Genomic DNA, 21,343 nt, shown 5'->3' on the forward strand with positions numbered 1-21,343 from the left:
AGGAAATAGGGAATATTTCGAGAATCCTATGTTGAATAGTGAGAAAATTGATAAAATACAGAGTTATAAGCAAATTGTTGATTATTCAAAACAAAGTGACATCCCTCTCTCAATTATTACAAGAGGTTTACCCGATAATGATGAAGATGGATGGCCCTCTCAAGAAATATTAGAAATTGAACAAAGTCTACAAGCAGAATTCCAATGGCTGTCAACGTCAAGTAAGTTCCGGATTGCTAGTCGTAGTGGACATTATATACATCATGATGAACCTGATATTGTGATAGAAGAGATTTTATTAATGTTAAAGGGGATGGGAAAGTGAGCGATATAAGGTTGAAACTTATGGAGGATTTGAAAATAATTGAGGAGGAATAATATCAACTTCGTTAAGGTGGGCAGATGAGGAAATTGTAACTTTAATGTTGCGATATATCGGTGATCCTGAGCCTAAATTAAGTGATGGCTATGTTTTTGAAGATGAACCTTATGTTAAATATATCTATTATGCACATGATGGGGTCAAAAAAATTGAGTATATTCTCACAGAAGAGGCGATAAAGATTAATATTAATAAATCTGAATTAAAAAATCCTTTAAAAGAAATTGATACATATATAATCTAATAATTCCATATACCCTATTAAACGAACGGGTAGCGTTAGTTTAATAAGAATTAAGTGATTTTAGGATTATGATTATATTTTAGTTATTCCATAAAAGGGCGCTATTGTGGAGCAACTCAGATAGAAAATAATCAAGCTTTTTTTAAAAACCAACTTAAATTTGCTAAAAAAAGAATCCCATATCATATTTGTTTATGGGATTCTTTTTTTAGCTAGTACTGGTCCATTGTTACACAGGCCTCAATTAATTGTTTGTGCATTGTTTTATTTTATTAACAAACTACATAGATTCATTTTAGCGTTTGATATCCGTTAATATTTTCTGATATCCCATTGCTTTCGGGCTACCAATCTGAATTTTATTTGTTAACTCATTATTATAGATTGTTGTTGCTTTCGCAAATTGATTACGATCCCATTGGTGATCTTTAGCAATTTGTTCATCAGATAAATTATAGTATGAATAAGTTACACGTCCTTCTACATCTGGAATTGGATCATCGAAGGTTGTATCAAGATGGTACCATTTCCCCTCAATTTTCACTAGATTCCAAGCATGAGGTTGTCCATTTCCAGTCCCTGTTACAATATGACCTTCTACTCCTGCCTCTTTTAATAATTGATAAGTTAATAATGCATACCCTTGACAAACAGCAGAACGGTTTGCTAAAGCTTCATATGCCGTATAAGCCTGGAAAGAAGTATCATACGAAACATGTTTTACGACATAATCATGAATCGCTTTTACTTTTTCATGTTCATCCATACCAGCTTTAACAATAGAAGTGATAACTGATTTTGCTTGTGTCTTTACATAGTTCATTTGCTCTTTTGATTCACGGTATGTAATTTTTAATGTAAATACATAATCTCCTGGAATACCACGAATAGAATATTGTGTATTTGAGATGTTATATTTCATGTATTCATTTGAATCAACTGTCTCATCATATGCTTTAACAAGCGTATCCATAACTTCTCTAATATTAGATTGTTTAGATTTATATGTTATAGTTATATCTTCTTCATGATTATTAATATAATTTTTCATGTCTTTTTTATAAGCTTCTAATAGTTGTACCTCAGTTTGTACACTCGTATCTTCATTATTTGGTTTCGTCACATCAGGATTTTGTGTATTTAATTGTTCCCTATAATTTAATGCATTAAATAAAAACTGTGCATACTGTTCACGAGTTACAGTTTTATTTGGTTCAAAACCTCCATTACCTGTACCTGATGCAATTTTATTCGACTGTACGGCACTAATAGCGTCCTTCGCCCATGAATCATCTGGTACATCATTAAAAGTATGTTTACTTAACACAGGAACTTTAAAAGCAGTCTTGATGACCTGTGCCATTTCTGCACGACTTAATGATTCTTTTGGTCGAAATTCCCCATTTTGATCCCCTTTAAAGACTCCTATGTCTGTCAAAAATAGAATCTCTTCTAGGAACATTGTTGAGTTTTTATTAATGTCCTTATATGGATTTTTAAGCTGAGACCCATCTTGCATAATATAAAAAGAATTGTCCTTATTAAGAGTGCCTCCTTTTTTAGCAGGAGCTAGCACACGATAAATTAAAGCTGCCACCTGTTCACGAGTAGCATTATCTCCCAGGCCAAACATTCCATTTCCATATCCTCCGATAATATTACGATTAGCTAAGCTCGTAATGGCATTATTTGCCCAATGGTTTTTGGGAACATCATTAAATACAACTGAATTTCCCCCTGACTGGACTTCAGCTTTTACGGGATCACTACTTGTTCCTAACAATGCACCTCCTACCATCGTTAATGATGTTATTGATTTTAATAGTTTTTTACTCATAAATTCTCTCCTAATAATATATTAAAGTAATTAACTTTACTTCACTAAGTTTATCAAACAATTGGTATCTTTTAATTAAAATTTACAGATTTACGATACGAGAAAGCCCCTGCAGAACTTAAGTCCACCTTTAAGTATGGGATGAAAGTATCGCTTTTGCGTAGCAAAACATATTAAAATGGCCTCAAAGTCCTGCAAAAGACTCTAAAACAATAATGTTCTATGAAAAATGAATATTGTATGAGGTTGCACGAATCAATTTCATTTCGTGCAACCTCATACAATATATGTCGTCAAGTACAAGACGCTAAAACATAAGGAGAACCAAACAATCTGTACGGTATGGCAACAGCACCTTAACCCATGAACCTATACGGTCTGTCCTGGGAGTGGTGATAGCAAATCGCAATCTTGCACGTCAGCGATACCAGAAATGGACTTCGCCTTTGGTAGCAAGAATCCCACTGACGTATGTCAGCTTGTCCCTTTAGGGGTGGGAGTGTCAAAAATGTACTATGAAAGACTTTTAGACAGATACAGTCTAGGATACTACAAAATACATATATAGTTTTATGCATTTATGCATTTATGCATTTTCTTCATTTTTTTAAACCAATAGGCATATTTTGTATAATATTTAAAGGGTTTTTGATGTTTCTATGAAAATAAATTAAATTTTCCTATATTGATTCCGTAAAAGGCTATCATACAAGATAAGAGATTTATTCTTTTGTTTTTCTTTTAAAATTTCAAATTGATTAATGAAAGATTCTGAACAATCATGTTCTTTTATGAAATGTTCTAATATTGAGTAAGCAGTGTGAAGAACTTCAGAATCGTGCTTAGCCTGATAATATTCTATATACTTCTTAAAATCTGGAGGAAGATATAAATAAGGAATATTAGACAATTGCCCCTTTGGCCCTTCAGAAATGGAAAATAAGAGTAAATCTTGCTCTTGTATATATTCCCTCTCTTGATCGCTATGATATTGATAGGAAAGTCTCGCTATGAATTTCGTATCATAATCTGATTCCGCTTGAGTAATTGTTACAAAATCATTTATTTTCAAAGCCCCACCTTGGTATACAAACTTCTTAGCATTTTTTACATTTGGATTATTATAAGACAGTTCTTTTATAGATTGAATTTCAAATGTAGTATGACCATGTGCTTTATCATTTTTGTTAAGATAAGTACTACAAATAAGTACAAAATTATCATAAAAATCGGGTGCTGTAGAAATACAAGGTAAACATTGAATTTCTATAATTGAATACTCGTAAGACGTATTGATGTTACTTGGAAAAATCATTTTATAATTCTCCTTTAAATTTATTGCTCATGTCATATAATCGATCTTCATGAAAAATAGAAAAGCCATTATCGATTTGATAAGGGCTTTTCACATACTTTTATATAGAATAAAAATCAGATGCCTATAGAAGTATAACATAAAATTCAATTAAAACAATGTGGTTCTGTTGCAAAGTTTGAAAAAATATAAACAGGTTGGTAAATGAGGAACAATGTTTTGGAAGAAGTTAGTTCCAAATTTGATAGATGAGATTTCCATATTCATGAACCGGTTCTGGTGCAAAGATTTTATCTGTATTTTGATGCGTCAATAAAATTTTATCATCAATAAGAACGCGAATAGCTTTAGAGATAGTTGCTTTAGAAATATTTAGTTCCATAGATAATAAAGTGTTATTCATTTGTTGTTTACTCTCATGAATCACAGAAACAATATGTAGTTGCGTTAGAGTCCAATTTTTATTAATATTCTCAGATTCACTAACTAATTCTTTTATCATTTCTTGAGATGCATATTTTTTCTTTTCTCTTGTTATGACAAAGTCTTCAATAGCTTTTAAGGTTTGTTCATGGACAATATTTGTCATATTAAATTTCCCCTATCTAGAATTATTGTTTACCGGTTAACTATATAAAAAGTTCACCAGTAAACAATAATCAGGTCAACAATTTTAAAAAATGACTTGTATGCGTTAAAACTAATTTTTTTAATATAATAGGGCTTTATTATCAAAGATATATAAATAAAAGATGCTTATATAATTAGATAAATTCTAATTTAGCAATTGACAATTGCTAAGTGAAGATATAAAATCAAAATTGTTTACCGGTAAACAATAATTAGATAAAAAAGATAAAGAAGGGTAGAAACATTTAATGAAAAAGGGCATAAAACAGAAAATCTACGATAATTATTTACATTTGTTACATCTCAATGAACAAAAGGCAGATAAGGATATTGAGACTTTTTTTAAGCAAGCAAAAATGGAAGAAATAGAACATGTACCGACAAATATGACAAGTATACACGTAATTGCCTGTATTGGTGAGAATCAACCAATAAATAATATTACAATTGCAAGGAAAATGAATTTATCTAAGGCGAATATCACAAAAATTAATACCAAATTAATAAAAGAAAATTTAATCACTCGTTTTCAATCAATTGATAATAAAAAGGAAGTATATTATCAACTAACTCCAGCAGGACAATCACTTTGTGAATTACATCAGAAAATTCATGATCAGAAAGAAAATGAATTTTATCAGTTTGTCGATTCATTTTCCGAAATTGAACAAAACGCAATATTGAAGTTTTTACAAAATATTAACGATAAAATGTTGGGAAAATAAAGTTATTTTAACTTAAATAAGTTAGCTAATTATTAATAATCTTTTAGGAGGGATAGCATGAACCGTGTTAAATCAAGTGCTTCTTTTCTTTTATATTTGTTGTGTATTAGTGCTTTTTTCGCTTCTTTAAACCAAAATATTTATTCTCCTATAATCCCGATAATTCGGGATTCATTCCAAGTGTCTATAACAATGGTTAACCTTTCAGTTTCCATATTTATTTTTATTACGGCAATTATGCAAATTGTTTTTGGTTCTATAATTGATTTTAAAGGAGCTAGGACCATCCTTATTCCAAGTATTATTTTAACAATTATAGCGAGTATTGGTTGTGCAATTACAAGTAACTTTACGGTGTTTTTAATTTGTAGAATTTTACAGGCTGTAGGAACAGCTGCAATACCACTTATTGCAGCAACTACAATTGGTTCTATATTTCAAGGAGAACAACGAGGAAGTGCAATGGGTACATATCAAACCATGTTATCCATTGCCCCTGCTGTTGCACCTGTGTTAGGAGGTTTTATTGGGGAAAAATATAATTACCCAGGTGTTTTCTGGCTACTTGTAGCAGTATCTGTAATTCTATTCATCACTAATTGGATATATTTCCCTAAGGATCGTATAAGAAGTAAAAAAGAATTGAGTGGGAAAACACTTATATCTCACTATGCTTCTATATTTAAAAGCAAAGTGGGCAGTTCCATATTAATATTAAGTTTCTTTGCATTTTTTCTTTATTTCTCCTTCATTGTTTACTTACCAATTTTATTAACAGATCATTATCAATTAAGTTTACAGGTAGTGGGTTTACTTTACTTACCCATGGCTATAAGTTTAATAATTGGTAGCATGGCTTTTAAAACAATTCAATCAAAAATTTCACAAAAAAAGCTTTTTATAACTGGAAATGTAGTCTTAGCTTTGAGCGTTATATTATTTGCTGTGACACACTCGAATACTTTAATTGGCGTAACAGTTGCTTTAATTCTCCACGGAATATCAATTGGTATCCTCACTCCTTTATTTGCTACTATGATTGCAAATGAATTTGAGCATAATAGAGGAAGTGCAATGGGAATGTTTAACTTTATTAGATATATGGGAATGGCTGTAGGACCAATTGTTTCGGGATTATTATTAGCACATTTCAAGCCTACAGTTGTATTTACTCTATTTGGAGGATTTTTTATTTTTCTCTCTTTTGGCATGCTTATACGGATTAGTAAGAGGTCTATTAAAATTGTGCCAAAACAAGAAAATCTAAAATAAGAAAAGGATCTATTATTTCAGCATATAAAATTAATATATAAACTATACAGTTAAATTATTAACCATAATAAAATTATGGTTAATTAAATGGTAATCCTGTTCATAATAAAAGGTTTAATATATTGTTTTTTTATAATTTTGAATAAGGTAATTAGAGATTTTAATAAGAGAAATTAGATTTAGTTAAGTAATAAAAAAAGCTCATTTTTTTCGTTTTGGGGTAATTCTGAATTCTTAAGTTGATGGGCATGCGGCTGTACCCCCAATTGGGTCTTTCCCCAACTAAAGATGAGAGGTAGTGCTTCGTAGCGATTACCTCTATTTGTCTTGCGTTTGTAGCTACTGGCTGAGTAGTTACGATAATTCTTTTATATCTCTATTTTCACGTGTTAACCACTAGTACACCGCAGCAAGTCAATATTACTAACAGCACGTAGAAAACGTTTGGATAAATAAGAAGCAAATAAATTATTAAAGGGTTATAACCCCTACTATAAGAAATACTATTATTACCAATGGAAGAATGATAATCATAAAGGACACTATTATTGTTAATAATGCTTTCCATGCTGAAAATTGGTGTGCTTCTCCTAAACATTTTAAAGAAATAATAATTGTCCAAATTCCAATAACTACATCAATTATGGCAAAAATAAGAAACAAAATCGTTAAAGTTATGCTACTATCCATTTCCGGTGTCTCACTCGTAAAGTTTTCTATCCCAAACAAGAAAAATGAAGGCACCCAAACTAATATAAGAGAATAAACGTAAGGGATATAAGAATAGGCAACTGAGTAACGTGTTTTTTCAAAGGTACCTTGTCCACCAAGTTTTTTTGCCACCCAATTAAATAACGCTGGTAGCAAAAAATAATAAGTTAAGAAAACAACGAAGGTACCGAATATAACTATTGAGATTATTGAAAATGGACTACTTATTGAATCCGCCACATTTTTAGAAGATGCTCGATCTAAAGTCTGTACGAATGAGCCTAATAAAATGAGTAAAAACACATTCTTGGGTTTGGATATAAAAATTTCTTTCATTGTATCACGTGGTTTTGTCCAAATGGAGAACCAAGGATTAAGTGCACGTTTAAATTGATTTTCTGGAGTTTCCATATAAAAAATTCCCCTTTCTTAAAAGATATTAAATATAAATCCCCAATTATCCCAGTTATGTACATAGAAATATTAAAGCATAAATAGTCGATTATTTAAATATAAATATTCAATCATTTAATTTCATCTGAAACTTAGGGGTAGTGCTTCTTAGCAATTACCTCTATTTGTCTTGTATTTTTAACTATGGGCTGAGTAATTACAATATTTGTACATTAATTCATAACAACGAATCTATTTTTGACCAATATTTTTTAAAATATGAAGAGTTCTTCTTTAATAAAAACAACATTTATAGCATACTTTGAATCGAACTCTATTCAAAACCAACAAGAGGAGAGAAATTCAATAGATTTAAAAAATTAGTGCTTAAATTTCAAAATCAAAATGTGTGAATATAAAAGTGATTTGTAATAAATGTAAAAAAATAAAAAAATTTAAAAAAAACGATTTAGGATAACTTTGCCCATCCCCCGAAAAGGGGGATAGGCAAAGTTATCCAATATTAATCTATTAATGGGGTACAGCCAACGCACTAACATAAAACCCACGCTAAGGGAAAGGAAGCTTGATATAAACGGGTTTCTAGCGTAACAAAAAGGATTGTGACAAATAATGTTACGAATTATTTTTGATACAGTAGTTTGTTACAGCTAAATTGGCTAAATAAAGACTAACGCTTCTTGAAACCAATGTTGTAACAAAAACGCTCATTTTAGTTACAGCCCTTAGCGTACAAAAATCAAGGTTTTCACTTCCAAAAAATGTCTTAACGTGGGTTTTAGGTCATTTAGTTGGCGGGACCCCATACAACGATTATGCGTTGGGTTCATCAGTATGGTCCTGAATTGGACAAACGGATCCGACGTTACCTCAAACAAATAAATGACTCTTGGAGAGTCGATGAAACATATATCAAAGTAACAGGTCAATGGATGTACCTGTATCGTGCTGTTGATTCGAACGGAAACACAATCGATTTTTGCCTAAGCAAAACAAGAGATCATAAGGCTGCAAAGCGCTTTTTCAAGAAAGCTTTGCGGTCTTTTCATGTTTCAAAGCCACGTGTGATAACAGTCGATAAGAACCCAGCTTATCCTATAGCAATTGAACAGTTGAAAAAAGAAAAAAGCATACCTAACGGTATGCGACTTAGACAACAAAAGTACTTGAGTAACATAGTAGAACAAGATTATCGCTTTATAAAGAAGCGAATCCGTTCTACGCTAGGTCTTAAATCTTTTGACACAGCTACATCCATTATTTCTGGAGTAGAAGCCATGCATATGATTAAAAAAGAACAGATTGCTTTACGGAACCAGTCTGTCCAAAATCAAAAAGAATTCATCCATCAATTGTTTGGACTTGCAACATAAGATACGATTCCGTTAGGAATTATATGTGCTTTATTCTCTTTTGTTTTATTTTTGCACCAGAACCAGTGACATCTATCATACTTTAGCTTCTTCGAATTCAATAACACTTGATCAGCATGTCTTATTGCTCGACTGAACGTATCGAGATTCATATTGTAGTAACTACAACATGTTTTATTATTAATAATGCTACACTCCTCATTGTAACTTTAATTCCATCTTATTGATTTTTTAATAATAAATATACAACCTAGTAATGATAATAGATATACAATGAGAATAATATATAATTGTTTTGGTTCAATGCTATCAAAATAAAGACTCATAATTGGATATGACCAAGGGAATAGTATCCAATAGTTTGTATGAGAGATAAAAAAACTACCTAGTCCACCTATAACCCCTACTAATAATGAAAGTAACGGGATTTTATAAAATATTATATTTATTAAAAAATGTAGATTCACAATAATTAAAGAGCTAATTACCATAAAAAGTATAGAAAAACTTACTCTTTGATAAACAGTCCCGAGATTATCAACCGTTAATACTATAGGTATACTAGTTATGACTAAAGCACATATTAAATAACAAAAAGTAATTATTAAGCAAAACAAAAACTTATTACTTAATATAGTTTTTAAAGTGATCCCATGATAAATAGCAGACATATATCCTTTTCTTCTGAATTCGTTTACAAAAGAAAATGACACTAATAGACCTATCGCAATAGGTAAAAATAACCTACAAAAAAGGCTCAGAATCGCTATATGCATGAAAACGCCATCTTTTAATTGAGGCGATACAGTTAGAAAAACTTGAAAACTAATTGGTACCAACAGAAATACTAGTAACAGGATATACAATCCATTATGAAGACTTTTTTTATATTCACCTAAAATACCCACTTATTTCACCCTTTATTATTCATATGTATAATATTTAAAACTCACAGTCAATAACATAATTCCTAAAATATATATTGAAGAACTTGCAAGATATAATAAAATAGTTGTTTCTTTAAACATTACGTCACTTACTATATTCAATGCATAAAATATTGGAAATGTCTTTGTAAATATTAAAGGGAATAATCCATATGTTACGATAAAAAATATCCAAATAACTGACAAGGATGCCGCAAGAATTCCCTTTTTTATAATTAAGTGAAAAAGCAATTGAGAATATGGTATTGCTAAAGATAAAATGGTACAAAGTATCAACATTTTTAAAAAATAAAGTATTGATATTTCATATCCATTTATAAAAGTATAGATACCCATAACCGAAAAATTTAAAATATTAAAGATTAAATAGAACAGTATAAACAATAAATTTTTAGCTACCAATAACTTGAACTTTGAAATGGGTTTTGTATAAATAATGGCCCAAGTACCATATTTATTTTCAGAAGAAATGATAAAATACCACATACAAGCAGAAAAAATGCTTAACGTTAGTGTATTAAAGTTTACTGTAATTGCTATAAGATTTGTAGATTGAAACATGTCAGGATTATTCTTGTTAAAAATAAAATAACTTATACACAAAAAGCTTGATAATAATGAAAAAAACAAAGAAATTAATAATAATTTTCTCCCACCAATTTTTCTCATCTCACTATTTACACTTTTAAAGATAAATTGCATTATTATAGTAACTCCTTTTGTTTAGTTAAAGATAAAAATACTTCCTCTAATGTTGGCTTTTTAGGGCTAACTTCAAAAATATCTATATCATTTTTAATTAATATTCTGGTTAAATTAGGAACACTATCTTGATCTATTATTATTTTGAATACCCCTTCTTTTTCTATGCTATAAGGTATACCCTCTGTATTTAAAATCCTCTCTGTGGCAGCAGTATCCTTAACATGAACAATATATTCTCCAGAAGTAATAATACTGTTTAAATTCCCTTCATAGAGTAAGCTACCCTTATGTAGTAATGCTATGTGATCTGCTATCATTTCAATTTCAGCTAAATTATGACTAGAAATAAATATAGTCTTCCCCTCATTTTTTACTAAATGCAGTAATAAACGCCTTATCTCGTGTACTCCCTCTGGGTCTAATCCATTTGTCGGCTCGTCAAGAATTAGTATTTTAGGATTATTAAGAATAGCAAAGGAAATACCTAGCCTTTGTCTCATTCCTAAAGAAAAATCTTTAACTTTTTTATCTTTTGCTTTATATATTCCTGTAGTTTTTAATACTCTATCTATTTCATCTAAAGGTTTATTAATCATTTTTTGTACATAGGCTAAATTTTCATATGCTGTTAAATTAGGATAATAGGTAGGTGAATCAATAAAACAACCCACATTTTCAAATAATTCTTCTTTCCATTCTTTGATATCTTTATTATTAAATAATATCGTTCCTTTATCTAATGGAATTAATCCTAATAACATTCGCATAGTTGTTGTTTTCCCTGCACCATTTGGTCCAATAAAAGCATATAAACTTCCTTCAGGAACAGATAAGTTTAAATCACTTACAATGGATTGATTTTCAAAAGATTTTGCTAAATTTTTAGCTTGAATTGCTAATTTCATTTTGTTCCTCACTTTCTCATTCCCAAATAAAATTAAGTATCTATTAAATTCTTGATTTATTAAATATCTATTTATCCTTTACCTAATGTTTGCAATCTGGATTTAGAAGATATTTCTCGTTGTTCTAATTTTTTATCAGTAAGTTCATAAACTCTATCTACACGCTCTAAAATATTTTCGTCATGAGTGATAATAATCTTAGTGGATGGTATGGCAAATATATTTTCAATAACAGCATTTGCCGTTTCTCTATCCAAATGGTTAGTTGGTTCATCTAAAATAAGAAGCGGATATTCTTTCATAAACAGGCGTAACATAGCTAACCTTTGTCTTTGGCCACCGGAGAAATTTGTTCCTCCCTCAGATATAAAAATATCATTTATACTTTGAAATTGAATATAATTACTTAGATCATCAAAATTAAACGAGATATTATTGTTATCACGATAATACATAACTTTTGCCATTGCTTCCTCATTTCCATTTTTAGTATGTCCTTTCTCCTCCTTATTATATTTTTCTTGAAAAGAAATTACTTCTTCAGTAAAGTCAGCTGGAACAATGAACTGTTGTAGTGAAGATATATCTAAGTCCCTAGATAAATCTGTAACAAGTTGTTCTATCTACGGTTTCAATCCAACTTTTTGTTCTTCCGTGAATATTTTTGTATTTAATACAATTTCCATAAAAATCCTCCTTAAAAAATATTTTTATAAAATCATAACATAGATTTAAATAAATTTAATAGGCATCTCAGAATAGTCATCTTCCTGATTTGTTTGTAATGTTCCAAAAGGTACACCTTGTGGTTTAGTTTTTATCACTAATTATTCAAAGACGTGAAGAACGCTTGTTATGTCTATAAAAGTATACCTTTACAGATACATAGGAAACTATAAAAAACCATGTCTATAAATATCTGTTTCTCATTTTACAGACATCCGTTTATTTTATATACATTTACAGACATAATTGTTATCATTATCAATGAGGTGTAGCATATGAAACATAAAAAATTTGGATATGTGCGAGTTTCGAGTAAAGATCAAAACGAAGAACGGCAAATTCAGAATATGAAGAATGTAGGGATAGAAGAACGGGATATTTTCATAGATAAAGAATCTGGAAAAAATATGGAGCGAGAGAATTATCAAATGCTAAAACGTCTTGTTCGTACAGGAGATACCATTGTATTTGATTCCTTGACAAGACTTGGAAGAAATATGAATGATACATTAGAAGAATTTAGATATTACGAAAAACATAAAGTAAATTTACAATTTATAAAGGAACCATACATTAACGTCAATTACACTGGAGAAAGTACAAATGATGTTATTCAGAGCGCAATTCAAAAAGCAACACTGACAATATTATCTGCCTTTGCAGAAAAAGAGCGCATTGATATTAAACAACGTCAAGCTGAAGGAATTGCTCTTGCCAGAAAACAAGGTGGACGTTTAGGACGTCCGCCTGTCGAAATAACAGAAGAATTTACGGATGCTTACAAGGAATGGAAATCTGGTTCAATTACAGCAGTAGGAGCCATGAAAAAGTATGGCATCAAACGTTCTTCTTTTTATAAGCTTGCTAAACAGTATGAGGAAAGAATAAAAGAATAGAGAGACAAAATTTTAATTTGTTAAGATAGTAATTGAGGTAGCACCAACATTCGTTAAAATGTGGGTGGGACCCCTTTTAGCAAAACCGGAGTGGAAATGATGAGTATAAATAGTTTTGTGGGATTGATAAAGGATGAATTATTAAAAGAGGTAAGCATAAGAAGTGAGGATGAATTCGAGCCTGTAGTAGTTAAAGATATTCCTAGACTTTGGAAGTGTTTAGGGACAGGTAATTATGCCGCAGTATTTATGCACAAAGAATACAAAGATTGGATAGTGAAAGTTTACGCGCGAGAAGGAGAAGGAATTGAAAAAGAGTCGGAAGTATACCGAAGAATCGGTAATCATCCTTCTTATTCGAAGCTTATATATAGAGGAGAAAATTTCATAGTATTGAAACGTTTAAAAGAAATTACCTTATACGATGCTATTCATAAGGGGATTAAAATTCCTAAGCAGGTAATCCTTGATATCACTGAAGCTTTAGAGTATGCAAGGGAACAAGGATTAACTCCTTGTGATGTTCACGGGAAAAATGTGATGATGGAAAACGGAAGGGGATATGTAGTCGATGTATCTGATTTCTTAAAAACAAAAGAAGATAGTAAGTGGAGAGACCTAGAAAAGGCATATTTTACATTTTACTTGCCTTTCATTTATAAATTGCCTTTCCCTGTTAAAATACCGTATTTCATGTTAAACATTGTTAGACGTTCATATAGAAAATATAAGAAGCTTAAAAAGAAATTCAAATTGCAAAAGGACCGTACATTTTAGATATGTCTAATATGTACGGTCCTAATTTTATAACTTCATGAAGTAATCCGGGGTACCGCCACATTGCTATCAAGTTTAAATTTTATAATGCCCCCAAAACGAAAAAATTGTGTCATTTATCGAAAGAAGTTCATTTTTATCGTTTTGGGGATACTTCAAAATATATTAAGTTGATGATGGTGTGGCGGTACCCCAAATAGATTTTATCTAATTATTAAAGAATATTAAGATAATTAATAATAATACAAGCAACGCATATACTATTCATTTCTTTGTTATCATTATCACTTTTTATTTGTGACAACTTTTTGAACAACGGATTATTATACATAATCTAAAAAAAATAGAGCATAGTGTAGAATTTTGTCTAATGATATGTATGTACACAGTCTATTTGTTAGATATAGACTGTGAAGTGTAAGGATCTATCTTATAAAAAATTTAAAGGAGGCTTATAAAATGGGGAAATTCACAGGGGTTTCAAAGTTTACACTTGCTACATTAATAGGATTAGGTAGCTTAGGTGCCTTTTCTCAAACGGAAGGTGTAAAAGCTGAAAGTTTGGATCGTATTTCTCAGAAAAATGTTGAATTTAATTCATCTTCTACTATCGCAAATACTTTTGAACAAAGAGCTAATATTGTCCCTGAATCAAAAGTAATCACAAGCCATTATGTGAAGTACTCAAAAACTAGTTATCAGGTTAAAGATAGTATTCCAAAAGAAATTTATTATTCATCAAATGGTTTTAAAGGTTATATACAAGCAACCACTATAATTGATATAGGTGACCATTTCCTGACTCTCTATTCTGGATCTGTAATCCGATGTTAATTTCATGATTACGTTTATGAAAAATAGTTTAAAACTTGTGGATTTATAAAAAATAAACCACAAAATTATTCAATTTCATGGTTTATCAAATAAAAGATAATGCTAAGACTACGTCTAATACTCTCACATTACCTTCCCCAAAGTTAATTATAGAGTATTAAAGTATTACTGTTCAATAAAAAAGCACTCGAATGAGTGCTTTTTTAATTGCTATTCCTAGTGGAATTCTTTTTCGTTTGTTTAAAGTACTATAATTCAATTCTGATAAGTGTATTTGAGAACTTCTAAGTCCTTTAAAACTAACCACTTACATTCTTCTGTATTTACATATATCTATATTTCTGCTAATTTATTATGATATAGATGTTAATTTAAAGTAGTTTATACGAAATAAATAGTGGGATTTTTAGGGAAGAAAGACGGACTTTCATTTATGAATTCACATAATTTTCAAACATAAGCCTCTACATATTAATATTTGTTATATAATGAAATCAAGCCATATGTAAGATGGTTTCCCCGTTACGAGTAATGAGATAGTTTAATTCACCTTTTATACATTATTTGAAAAAGAACTTGTAGTGATTCCTACAAGTTCTTTTTGCTTTTCTTATTGTATTAGAGAAGAAACTTTTAAATATAACAGAGACAATAATGAGGTATTTAATTCTCGTTTGCTAACTAAAGTTATGTATTTTTGAATTTTACTAGGTTTCATTAATAAAAATATTTTAGACTATAAAATAAAACATTAGACTGTTAAAAAAATAAGCAAAAAGGGAAGAACCACCAATATTCTTCCCTTTTTGTCTGTAATTAGGGTTTCTATATTAATGAATATAGAAGATTATAAAATGTTGGATGCAACAGTTTACTCTTGAAATTATAGCAAGAGTAACAGGTGTTTTTTTATGCAATATTGCATAAAAAGATTATTGTTTATCAAAGATACTGTCTAACGATAGACAGTAGTACATATTTTTTTGTGTTTAGTTTTAAGTAAAGCTTGATTTAAAATCAAACCTTACTTGTAATATGAACGGAAAAACTCTATACCACTCTACCCTAATCACCGAGTTTGATACTCTTGAGAAAGAGCTTGTATCTTAAGGATAAAGGGTTTGTCTTTATTTATTATTATGGACAGTGATTTAGAGAAATAAACATACTCGGTGATTAGGGGATAGGTAACTATTTAAAACATGTGAGAGCTCGGTAATTAGGTAAATAAAAAATGCCGTATCATTCTCCCTGTAAGGAGGCATGAGGGGGGCACCATACATACCCATCAACTTAAGAAAAATAGACAATAAAGCTATTATATTTTAACACCAAAAACAAGCATAACCCCGTTCTAAATATAAGACGGGGTTAAAATATAGTTGTTTAATTTTGATATAAGATACTTCACTGTACTCAAAAATATAAACAATAAAGTCGTTTAAAAATCTAAGGTTTATTCAACAATAGCGCCCTTTAATGGAAGATTGATCTACAATATCAGAGTGAAATAATCACCTGATTCATAGAAAAACCGCGGTTTATACTGTAATCCGTTCCATAACAAAGCATTAGTCAGTTCCCATGTGTTCAATTAATTGAAATGCTGTCGGGGTTGGACCATTTTCGAGCCTCAAGCGAATTAAATTAGCACACTCTTCAGGGTTTAGTACTGAAGTATCGATTTCTAAGTCATAAATACCGGGCTCATGGACGGACTCTTGCCATAGTTTTACTGGTAATGGGATTGAACCATCTTCTGAGTAACTAACTTTCCATGTTTCTATCCGTCGTTTCATAATAATTTCAATTGGACAATGAACCCCAACAAACATAACTGGCAGTCCCTTTAGTATCCGTGCACATTCGGGCAGAATTCCCCGTGGGACGGAATAATTGTCATGATGACCGACATCAACTATAACGTTTATCCCTAAACGACTGTGTGCAGCAATAGACTCATACATGGCTTTATACATAAGTATAACCAAGGACTCAATATCAGGTCGCTCGCCACCAGGACGTAACCCAATACCTGGCTGATAGCGTTCTGGGGTCATTTGGATGAACTGATCTACTCCTAAGTTCATCCACACACCTTTAAACGTACTCTGGATTACAGTGGCGATGCTAGATTTCCCAGATCTAGGAGTGCCGTTCATAATAACAATTTGTCCAGGTTTATCCATTGGTAACATACAGGAATACCCCTTTCATGATTCTACCTTGTAATCTTAACTCCGATTTTCCCTTTAAAGGAATAACTTACAAATTCAAGAATGATCCTCAACAGTCCTTTCTTATTTCACAATCTGACCCAATTGTTGAATAACATAATAAAGTCGTTTAAAACAACTTTATTATGTTTTAAACGACTTTATTATCTCTGTACAAAAGGTTAAAAAAAGAAAAAATGAGCCGGGGACCCCTATTAGGAAAGGGGTGGTGCGCTTATATATTTTAAAAAAAAATACACCCTAAGGTGCCTTCCTCCGACTTGATAACCACTTTAATTTTAATAACATTGGACTCCCATCCAAATATTATTTTACCACGTTAAGTAATGTTGGTCATTGAGAGAGTCAAATACGTAGCGCTCATATATGGTAACCCCTAAGAACATGCAAGATTTTATACAGTTTTTCGGCTAATCCAGTAACAAATGAGAACCTTAAAACCCATGCCAGAATAGGAATATATATAAAATGGATAGGATTATAGAAAAAGAAAAAGGGGATTCCTTGTGAGAATAAGGAATCCCCTTTTTCTTGCTACCGATAATGAGACGTTATATTAACCAAGTATGTATACAATATACAACCAAAATCAAACAACATATCACTTCTTTTAAATAGTAAAATAGGGGAAAAGGAGATTCTAAATAATGCCTTTAGAAACCACTATTTATTACATAGAAGTTGCCGAAAAAAGAGATGAAAGAAAAAAAAGGGAGGGGCATAAGTGAAATATATTAATGGATTGTACATATCACTTATATTGATGATGTTTATTAATTTACTTAATACTACAATATTTGACAATAAATATTCAGGGATAACAATGTATCTTTCTTTCGTTATATTCATAATTGGGAGCACATTTTTCGGAAATGCCAAACGGCTTAAAATTAGTGAGAAAAAATAAAACAAAAAAGTGATACCCATTTATCTTCTTGCAACTAAGTCCTCCAGTTAAACGAACTAGAGGACTTTTAATAGTCTTCTAAAAATATTGAATCCCTATAATGTTACGTTATGTTGACTAGATATGTATAGAATATACAATACAAGAGAGGATAATTACCTTCTAAATAATAACTAAACCGATAAAGAGGTGAAAAAACATGTCTGAACCTAAAGTGAAAGCAATTGTTCAAGAACTGTATTACGATTTTCCTGATTGGCTTGATAAAGTTGAATGTAAAGAATATATTTCACTTACCAAAAACAATTCTCCTCAAGACGTTGATTTGTTTTTGGTAGGACTGTTTGGTTATAACCATATTGACATTTCTAATGGACCAATTACAGCATTTAAAGATTTACTTAATGCGGAAAGTATTGTTATGGCGGGCGGTATTCTATTTATTGAAGATGAAGAAAAAATGATATTTCCAAGTTGTTGCTCTGGGCTAGAAGGTTGGCGTGATATTTTTAATGGTGTTATAGAGGGAAGTAGCCCTTGGATGGGACATAACCCATATCCTACACTACAATTCGAAGACGATATAGTTCATGTATGGTCAGATGACTATATTGGCATTTGGGAACAGAATCTTTCAAATGATGATATGTATTGCATCGAGTATGGACGAGACAATTTGATAACCAAACTCAAGAATATTGAAACTGATTTAAAAGAATTCTCGCATGTTCCTCTTTATAATCGTATAAAACAGTTTGATGAAAAACTTGCTGAACAGGTAGTTGCCAAATTCTTGATTTGGTTTGATGTCAAAGAATAATTGTAAAATCAATTAATGCGATTCAACTTCCGAGAACGATAATTATGTAAATGAGCTGTCCATATGGTCAGCTTATTATATTTTTTGCTTAGCGTGTTTTTTCAAAATGTTGGCGATATCCCCTGCCCATCAACTTAAGAAATGAATTGTTCCCAAATTTGAGTGAATGGGTAAAGCCTCAGATAATTATTTTATCTTTTCTAATTAAAATGAATTTTATGTCTCTTCTCTTGTTTTCACCATATCTATTTATTAATATAAATGTAAGGAAATGAATTACATAAGCCCATACATTGGTTATAGAAAATTCTTTTCATAAATGGGTGGGGAATCTAGCAAATACAGGAGGGGTATGTGTGTTATCAAAGTGGAAAGTAGGAATTACAGCATCTATTCTTGCACTAACGACATTTACAACGGCAGTAACAGCTGAAGAAAAACCAGTGGATCAGCCAAAATGGCAAGAATGGGTTAGGGAGCATGCAAAAAAATTAAAAGAACCAACTGCTTATACGTATGAGGATTTATCATTCTTGAAAGAAACGGTACAAGACAAACGTATCGTTCTCCTTGGTGAATCAACACATGGTTCAACAGAAATGAACCAATCAAAGATTCGTATAATTAAGTATTTACATGAAGAAATGGATTATGATGTAATTGCATTTGAATCAGGGTTTGCGGAAGCAAATACAGGGTATCAAAACTTAGATAATTTAACAGCTGAACAAGCGATGAAGAAATCTATATCTGATGTATGGTCTACAGAAGACGTGGAAGAATTATTTCAATACATAAAGGAACAAAAGGAAAAAGGAACACCCCTTATAATAACGGGGTTTGACATACAAATCCCGTATAAAATTGAAAAATTTCCATTTGCAACCTATGCTTCCGAATGGATTGGGAAGTTGAATCCTGAAGTAGCTAATTTACTTACAGAAGCGGAAGGTGAAATCTTTAAATATCGTTCTGTGTCTTCCTATAAAGAGTTTCAAGCAATGCAGACACCCCTTATAGGCAAATATGAAAGGATAAAAGAATTTATCCAACAACATAAGGATGAATTACGACAAGTGGCACCTAAATCATTATATGATGTAAATCTTTTAGAAAAGACAATTAGTACTCGTATTGATTCGCTTAAAACATATATGTCAAATCAAATGAAAGAGCAGTATAGCATTCCATTTGACTACACTATTTACAATAATTACTCATTATATTCACGTGACCAAAAGATGGCTCAAAACTTAGCATGGCTTAGTGAAATACAATATACAGGTAAAAAAATAATGGTATGGGGTCATAATTATCATATTCGAAAACAGAATTCTAAAATGATTAAGGATTTCACAAATGAATTTGGATTCGTAGGACCAAATATGATAGATTACCTACCAAATCGTATAAAGGATCAGATGTATACCATTGGTTTATTTGCGTATAGCGGAAGTAGCCTAGACTCTGTGGACAATAAAACAATCCAATATGTAAAGGAGAAACATGAATCCAATAGTATCGAAGAAATTTTGAAAGCTGCGCAACATCCACAAGTATTTGTAAATTTAAAAGGTGAGAAAAATCGTCCTGAAACATCTTGGATGTGTACACCAATAATTGCACAACATTGGGGATTTCAGGATGAAATTATGATTCCAAATCAACAGTATGATGGCATTCTATGGCTAGAACATATTACACCTTCTCGGATTAAATAAAATAAAAAAGTGCGCCATTAAGATAGGATGGTGCACTTTTTATCATTTTAGCCAAGAAGACTCCTTCCTCAACGAACATGAAGGGTCGCAGCCTAGTGAGTAGGTGGGAGATGAATTGGCTTCGGACAAGGGATGGCATGAAGCCATCTTAATTGTTCGACATATGTAAAGTGTTACTGGATAATTTGTCATTATCAATTCACTACCTATCGAATGTATGTTTGCTCTATAATAGATATATGTCGAACTGGAGGTGAAACGAATGATTATCAATAAAGCATATAAATTTCGTATATATCCAAATAAAGCACAAGCAACACTAATCAATAAAACGATTGGTTGTTCTCGTTTTGTATTCAATCATTTCCTATCTCTATGGGATAACGCATACAAAGAAACAGGAAAAGGTTTGACATATGGTACTTGCTCTGCCAAACTTTCTGCCATGAAGAAAGAGTTTGTTTGGTTAAAAGAAGTAGATAGCATTGCTATTCAGTCGTCTGTTCGCAACCTTGCGGATGCTTATACACGTTTTTTCAAAAAACAAAACAGTGCCCCGCGTTTCAAATCTAAGAAGAATACCGTACAATCTTACACCACAAAACAAACAAATGAAAACATTGCCGTTGTAGGAAATAAAATTAAATTGCCAAAACTAGGTCTTGTTCGATTTGCCAAAAGTCGTGAAGTAAATGGACGTATTTTAAATGCTACGGTTAGACGGAACCCTTCTGGCAGATACTTTGTGTCATTGTTAGTAGAAACAGAAGTGCAAGAACTTCCGAAAACACATTCTTACATTGGAATTGATGTAGGACTAAAAGATTTTGCCATTTTGTCAGATGGAACAACCTATAAAAATCCGAAGTTTTTTCGATCATTAGAAGAGAAGTTAGCCAAAGCACAGCGTGTTCTTTCTAGAAGAACGAGAGGATCTTCTAGCTGGAATAAACAACGAATAAAGG

General features: G+C 31.2%; 19 protein-coding genes and 2 pseudogenes. 12 read left to right on the plus strand and 9 right to left on the minus strand.

All coding sequences use genetic code 11. The features are described from left to right. Both VK90_RS21485 and VK90_RS21490 read left to right on the plus strand, forming a co-directional pair. Positions 1-325, plus strand: a pseudogene (locus tag VK90_RS21485) (alpha/beta fold hydrolase); the annotation flags it as partial. A 97-nt stretch (positions 326-422) separates the two neighbouring features. Next, complete coding sequence (locus VK90_RS21490; RefSeq protein ID WP_048375090.1) at positions 423-626, plus strand: hypothetical protein; 204 nt, start codon at positions 423-425, stop codon at positions 624-626. Between the two features lie 295 nt (positions 627-921). On the opposite strand, the gene VK90_RS21495 is transcribed toward VK90_RS21490, so the two are convergent. The 3 genes from VK90_RS21495 to VK90_RS21505 all read right to left on the minus strand — a co-directional run bounded on the left by VK90_RS21495 (position 922) and on the right by VK90_RS21505 (position 4,367). Beyond that, complete coding sequence (locus VK90_RS21495; protein WP_025147344.1) at positions 922-2,463, minus strand: S-layer homology domain-containing protein; 1,542 nt, start codon at positions 2,461-2,463, stop codon at positions 922-924. A gap of 670 nt (positions 2,464-3,133) precedes the next feature. Continuing rightward, positions 3,134-3,778, minus strand: a complete 645-nt coding sequence (locus tag VK90_RS21500; protein WP_048375092.1) for a hypothetical protein — start codon at positions 3,776-3,778, stop codon at positions 3,134-3,136. 229 nt (positions 3,779-4,007) lie between these two features. Further along, positions 4,008-4,367 carry a MarR family transcriptional regulator gene (locus VK90_RS21505; protein ID WP_231595928.1) on the minus strand — a complete coding sequence of 120 codons (360 nt, stop codon included), beginning with the start codon at positions 4,365-4,367 and terminating at the stop codon, positions 4,008-4,010. Positions 4,368-4,656: 289 nt separating this feature from the next. Between VK90_RS21505 and VK90_RS21510 the strand changes: the two genes are divergently transcribed. Both VK90_RS21510 and VK90_RS21515 read left to right on the plus strand, forming a co-directional pair. Continuing rightward, on the plus strand, positions 4,657-5,133 hold the full coding sequence (locus VK90_RS21510) for a MarR family transcriptional regulator (protein ID WP_048375094.1): 477 nt from the start codon (positions 4,657-4,659) through the stop codon (positions 5,131-5,133). A 57-nt stretch (positions 5,134-5,190) separates the two neighbouring features. After that, a complete protein-coding gene (locus VK90_RS21515; RefSeq protein ID WP_048375096.1) occupies positions 5,191-6,405 on the plus strand; it encodes an MFS transporter in 1,215 nt (404 codons plus the stop codon). Between the two features lie 471 nt (positions 6,406-6,876). On the opposite strand, the gene VK90_RS21520 is transcribed toward VK90_RS21515, so the two are convergent. Further along, a complete protein-coding gene (locus VK90_RS21520; RefSeq protein ID WP_048375099.1) occupies positions 6,877-7,527 on the minus strand; it encodes a Yip1 family protein in 651 nt (216 codons plus the stop codon). An 806-nt stretch (positions 7,528-8,333) separates the two neighbouring features. Here VK90_RS21520 and VK90_RS21525 point away from each other — a divergent pair. Beyond that, positions 8,334-8,903: pseudogene (locus VK90_RS21525) on the plus strand (IS6 family transposase); the annotation flags it as partial. 209 nt (positions 8,904-9,112) lie between these two features. Here VK90_RS21525 and VK90_RS21530 read toward each other — a convergent pair. The 4 genes from VK90_RS21530 to VK90_RS21545 all read right to left on the minus strand — a co-directional run bounded on the left by VK90_RS21530 (position 9,113) and on the right by VK90_RS21545 (position 12,083). Further along, on the minus strand, positions 9,113-9,811 hold the full coding sequence (locus tag VK90_RS21530) for an ABC transporter permease (protein ID WP_025151333.1): 699 nt from the start codon (positions 9,809-9,811) through the stop codon (positions 9,113-9,115). Positions 9,812-9,826: 15 nt separating this feature from the next. After that, positions 9,827-10,552, minus strand: a complete 726-nt coding sequence (locus VK90_RS21535; RefSeq protein ID WP_001159645.1) for an ABC transporter permease — start codon at positions 10,550-10,552, stop codon at positions 9,827-9,829. 2 nt (positions 10,553-10,554) lie between these two features. After that, positions 10,555-11,460 carry an ABC transporter ATP-binding protein gene (locus VK90_RS21540; protein WP_048375105.1) on the minus strand — a complete coding sequence of 302 codons (906 nt, stop codon included), beginning with the start codon at positions 11,458-11,460 and terminating at the stop codon, positions 10,555-10,557. Between the two features lie 71 nt (positions 11,461-11,531). Further along, entirely contained in the window at positions 11,532-12,083 is a 552-nt protein-coding gene (locus tag VK90_RS21545; RefSeq protein WP_331457109.1) for an ATP-binding cassette domain-containing protein, read from the minus strand. Positions 12,084-12,461: 378 nt separating this feature from the next. Between VK90_RS21545 and VK90_RS21550 the strand changes: the two genes are divergently transcribed. From VK90_RS21550 to VK90_RS21560, 3 genes are all read left to right on the plus strand, one after another. Continuing rightward, positions 12,462-13,082 carry a recombinase family protein gene (locus tag VK90_RS21550; protein WP_048375108.1) on the plus strand — a complete coding sequence of 207 codons (621 nt, stop codon included), beginning with the start codon at positions 12,462-12,464 and terminating at the stop codon, positions 13,080-13,082. 99 nt (positions 13,083-13,181) lie between these two features. After that, positions 13,182-13,859, plus strand: coding sequence for a serine/threonine protein kinase (locus VK90_RS21555; RefSeq protein ID WP_048375110.1), 678 nt, complete (start codon positions 13,182-13,184; stop codon positions 13,857-13,859). Between the two features lie 459 nt (positions 13,860-14,318). Next, a complete protein-coding gene (locus tag VK90_RS21560) occupies positions 14,319-14,693 on the plus strand; it encodes a hypothetical protein (RefSeq protein WP_048375112.1) in 375 nt (124 codons plus the stop codon). 1,571 nt (positions 14,694-16,264) lie between these two features. On the opposite strand, the gene VK90_RS21565 is transcribed toward VK90_RS21560, so the two are convergent. Further along, complete coding sequence (locus VK90_RS21565) at positions 16,265-16,891, minus strand: chloramphenicol phosphotransferase CPT family protein (protein WP_048375113.1); 627 nt, start codon at positions 16,889-16,891, stop codon at positions 16,265-16,267. Between the two features lie 763 nt (positions 16,892-17,654). Between VK90_RS21565 and VK90_RS21570 the strand changes: the two genes are divergently transcribed. The 4 genes from VK90_RS21570 to VK90_RS21585 all read left to right on the plus strand — a co-directional run. Next, positions 17,655-17,837 (plus strand): hypothetical protein, encoded by a 183-nt coding sequence (locus VK90_RS21570; protein WP_048375115.1) that lies wholly within the window; start codon positions 17,655-17,657, stop codon positions 17,835-17,837. Positions 17,838-18,036: 199 nt separating this feature from the next. Continuing rightward, positions 18,037-18,657, plus strand: coding sequence for a hypothetical protein (locus VK90_RS21575; protein WP_048375117.1), 621 nt, complete (start codon positions 18,037-18,039; stop codon positions 18,655-18,657). Between the two features lie 356 nt (positions 18,658-19,013). Further along, positions 19,014-20,378 carry an erythromycin esterase family protein gene (locus tag VK90_RS21580; RefSeq protein ID WP_048375119.1) on the plus strand — a complete coding sequence of 455 codons (1,365 nt, stop codon included), beginning with the start codon at positions 19,014-19,016 and terminating at the stop codon, positions 20,376-20,378. A gap of 262 nt (positions 20,379-20,640) precedes the next feature. Then, positions 20,641-21,343, plus strand: a 703-nt coding sequence (locus tag VK90_RS21585) for an RNA-guided endonuclease TnpB family protein (protein WP_048375120.1), incomplete at its 3' end; no start/stop codon positions are given.

The organism is Bacillus sp. LK2 (genome assembly GCF_001043575.1).
GTDB lineage: Bacteria > Bacillota > Bacilli > Bacillales > Bacillaceae_G > Bacillus_A > Bacillus_A paramycoides.

What these genes read in the sequence shown, in the direction of transcription:
- VK90_RS21490 (WP_048375090.1), top strand. Translation starts at nt 423, where the DNA reads ATGTTGCGATATATCGGTGATCCTGAGCCTAAATTAAGTGATGGCTAT.
- VK90_RS21495 (WP_025147344.1), bottom strand. Translation starts at nt 2,463, where the DNA reads ATGAGTAAAAAACTATTAAAATCAATAACATCATTAACGATGGTAGGA.
- VK90_RS21500 (WP_048375092.1), bottom strand. Translation starts at nt 3,778, where the DNA reads ATGATTTTTCCAAGTAACATCAATACGTCTTACGAGTATTCAATTATA.
- VK90_RS21505 (WP_231595928.1), bottom strand. Translation starts at nt 4,367, where the DNA reads ATGACAAATATTGTCCATGAACAAACCTTAAAAGCTATTGAAGACTTT.
- VK90_RS21510 (WP_048375094.1), top strand. Translation starts at nt 4,657, where the DNA reads ATGAAAAAGGGCATAAAACAGAAAATCTACGATAATTATTTACATTTG.
- VK90_RS21515 (WP_048375096.1), top strand. Translation starts at nt 5,191, where the DNA reads ATGAACCGTGTTAAATCAAGTGCTTCTTTTCTTTTATATTTGTTGTGT.
- VK90_RS21520 (WP_048375099.1), bottom strand. Translation starts at nt 7,527, where the DNA reads ATGGAAACTCCAGAAAATCAATTTAAACGTGCACTTAATCCTTGGTTC.
- VK90_RS21535 (WP_001159645.1), bottom strand. Translation starts at nt 10,552, where the DNA reads ATGCAATTTATCTTTAAAAGTGTAAATAGTGAGATGAGAAAAATTGGT.
- VK90_RS21540 (WP_048375105.1), bottom strand. Translation starts at nt 11,460, where the DNA reads ATGAAATTAGCAATTCAAGCTAAAAATTTAGCAAAATCTTTTGAAAAT.
- VK90_RS21550 (WP_048375108.1), top strand. Translation starts at nt 12,462, where the DNA reads ATGAAACATAAAAAATTTGGATATGTGCGAGTTTCGAGTAAAGATCAA.
- VK90_RS21555 (WP_048375110.1), top strand. Translation starts at nt 13,182, where the DNA reads ATGAGTATAAATAGTTTTGTGGGATTGATAAAGGATGAATTATTAAAA.
- VK90_RS21560 (WP_048375112.1), top strand. Translation starts at nt 14,319, where the DNA reads ATGGGGAAATTCACAGGGGTTTCAAAGTTTACACTTGCTACATTAATA.
- VK90_RS21565 (WP_048375113.1), bottom strand. Translation starts at nt 16,891, where the DNA reads ATGTTACCAATGGATAAACCTGGACAAATTGTTATTATGAACGGCACT.
- VK90_RS21575 (WP_048375117.1), top strand. Translation starts at nt 18,037, where the DNA reads ATGTCTGAACCTAAAGTGAAAGCAATTGTTCAAGAACTGTATTACGAT.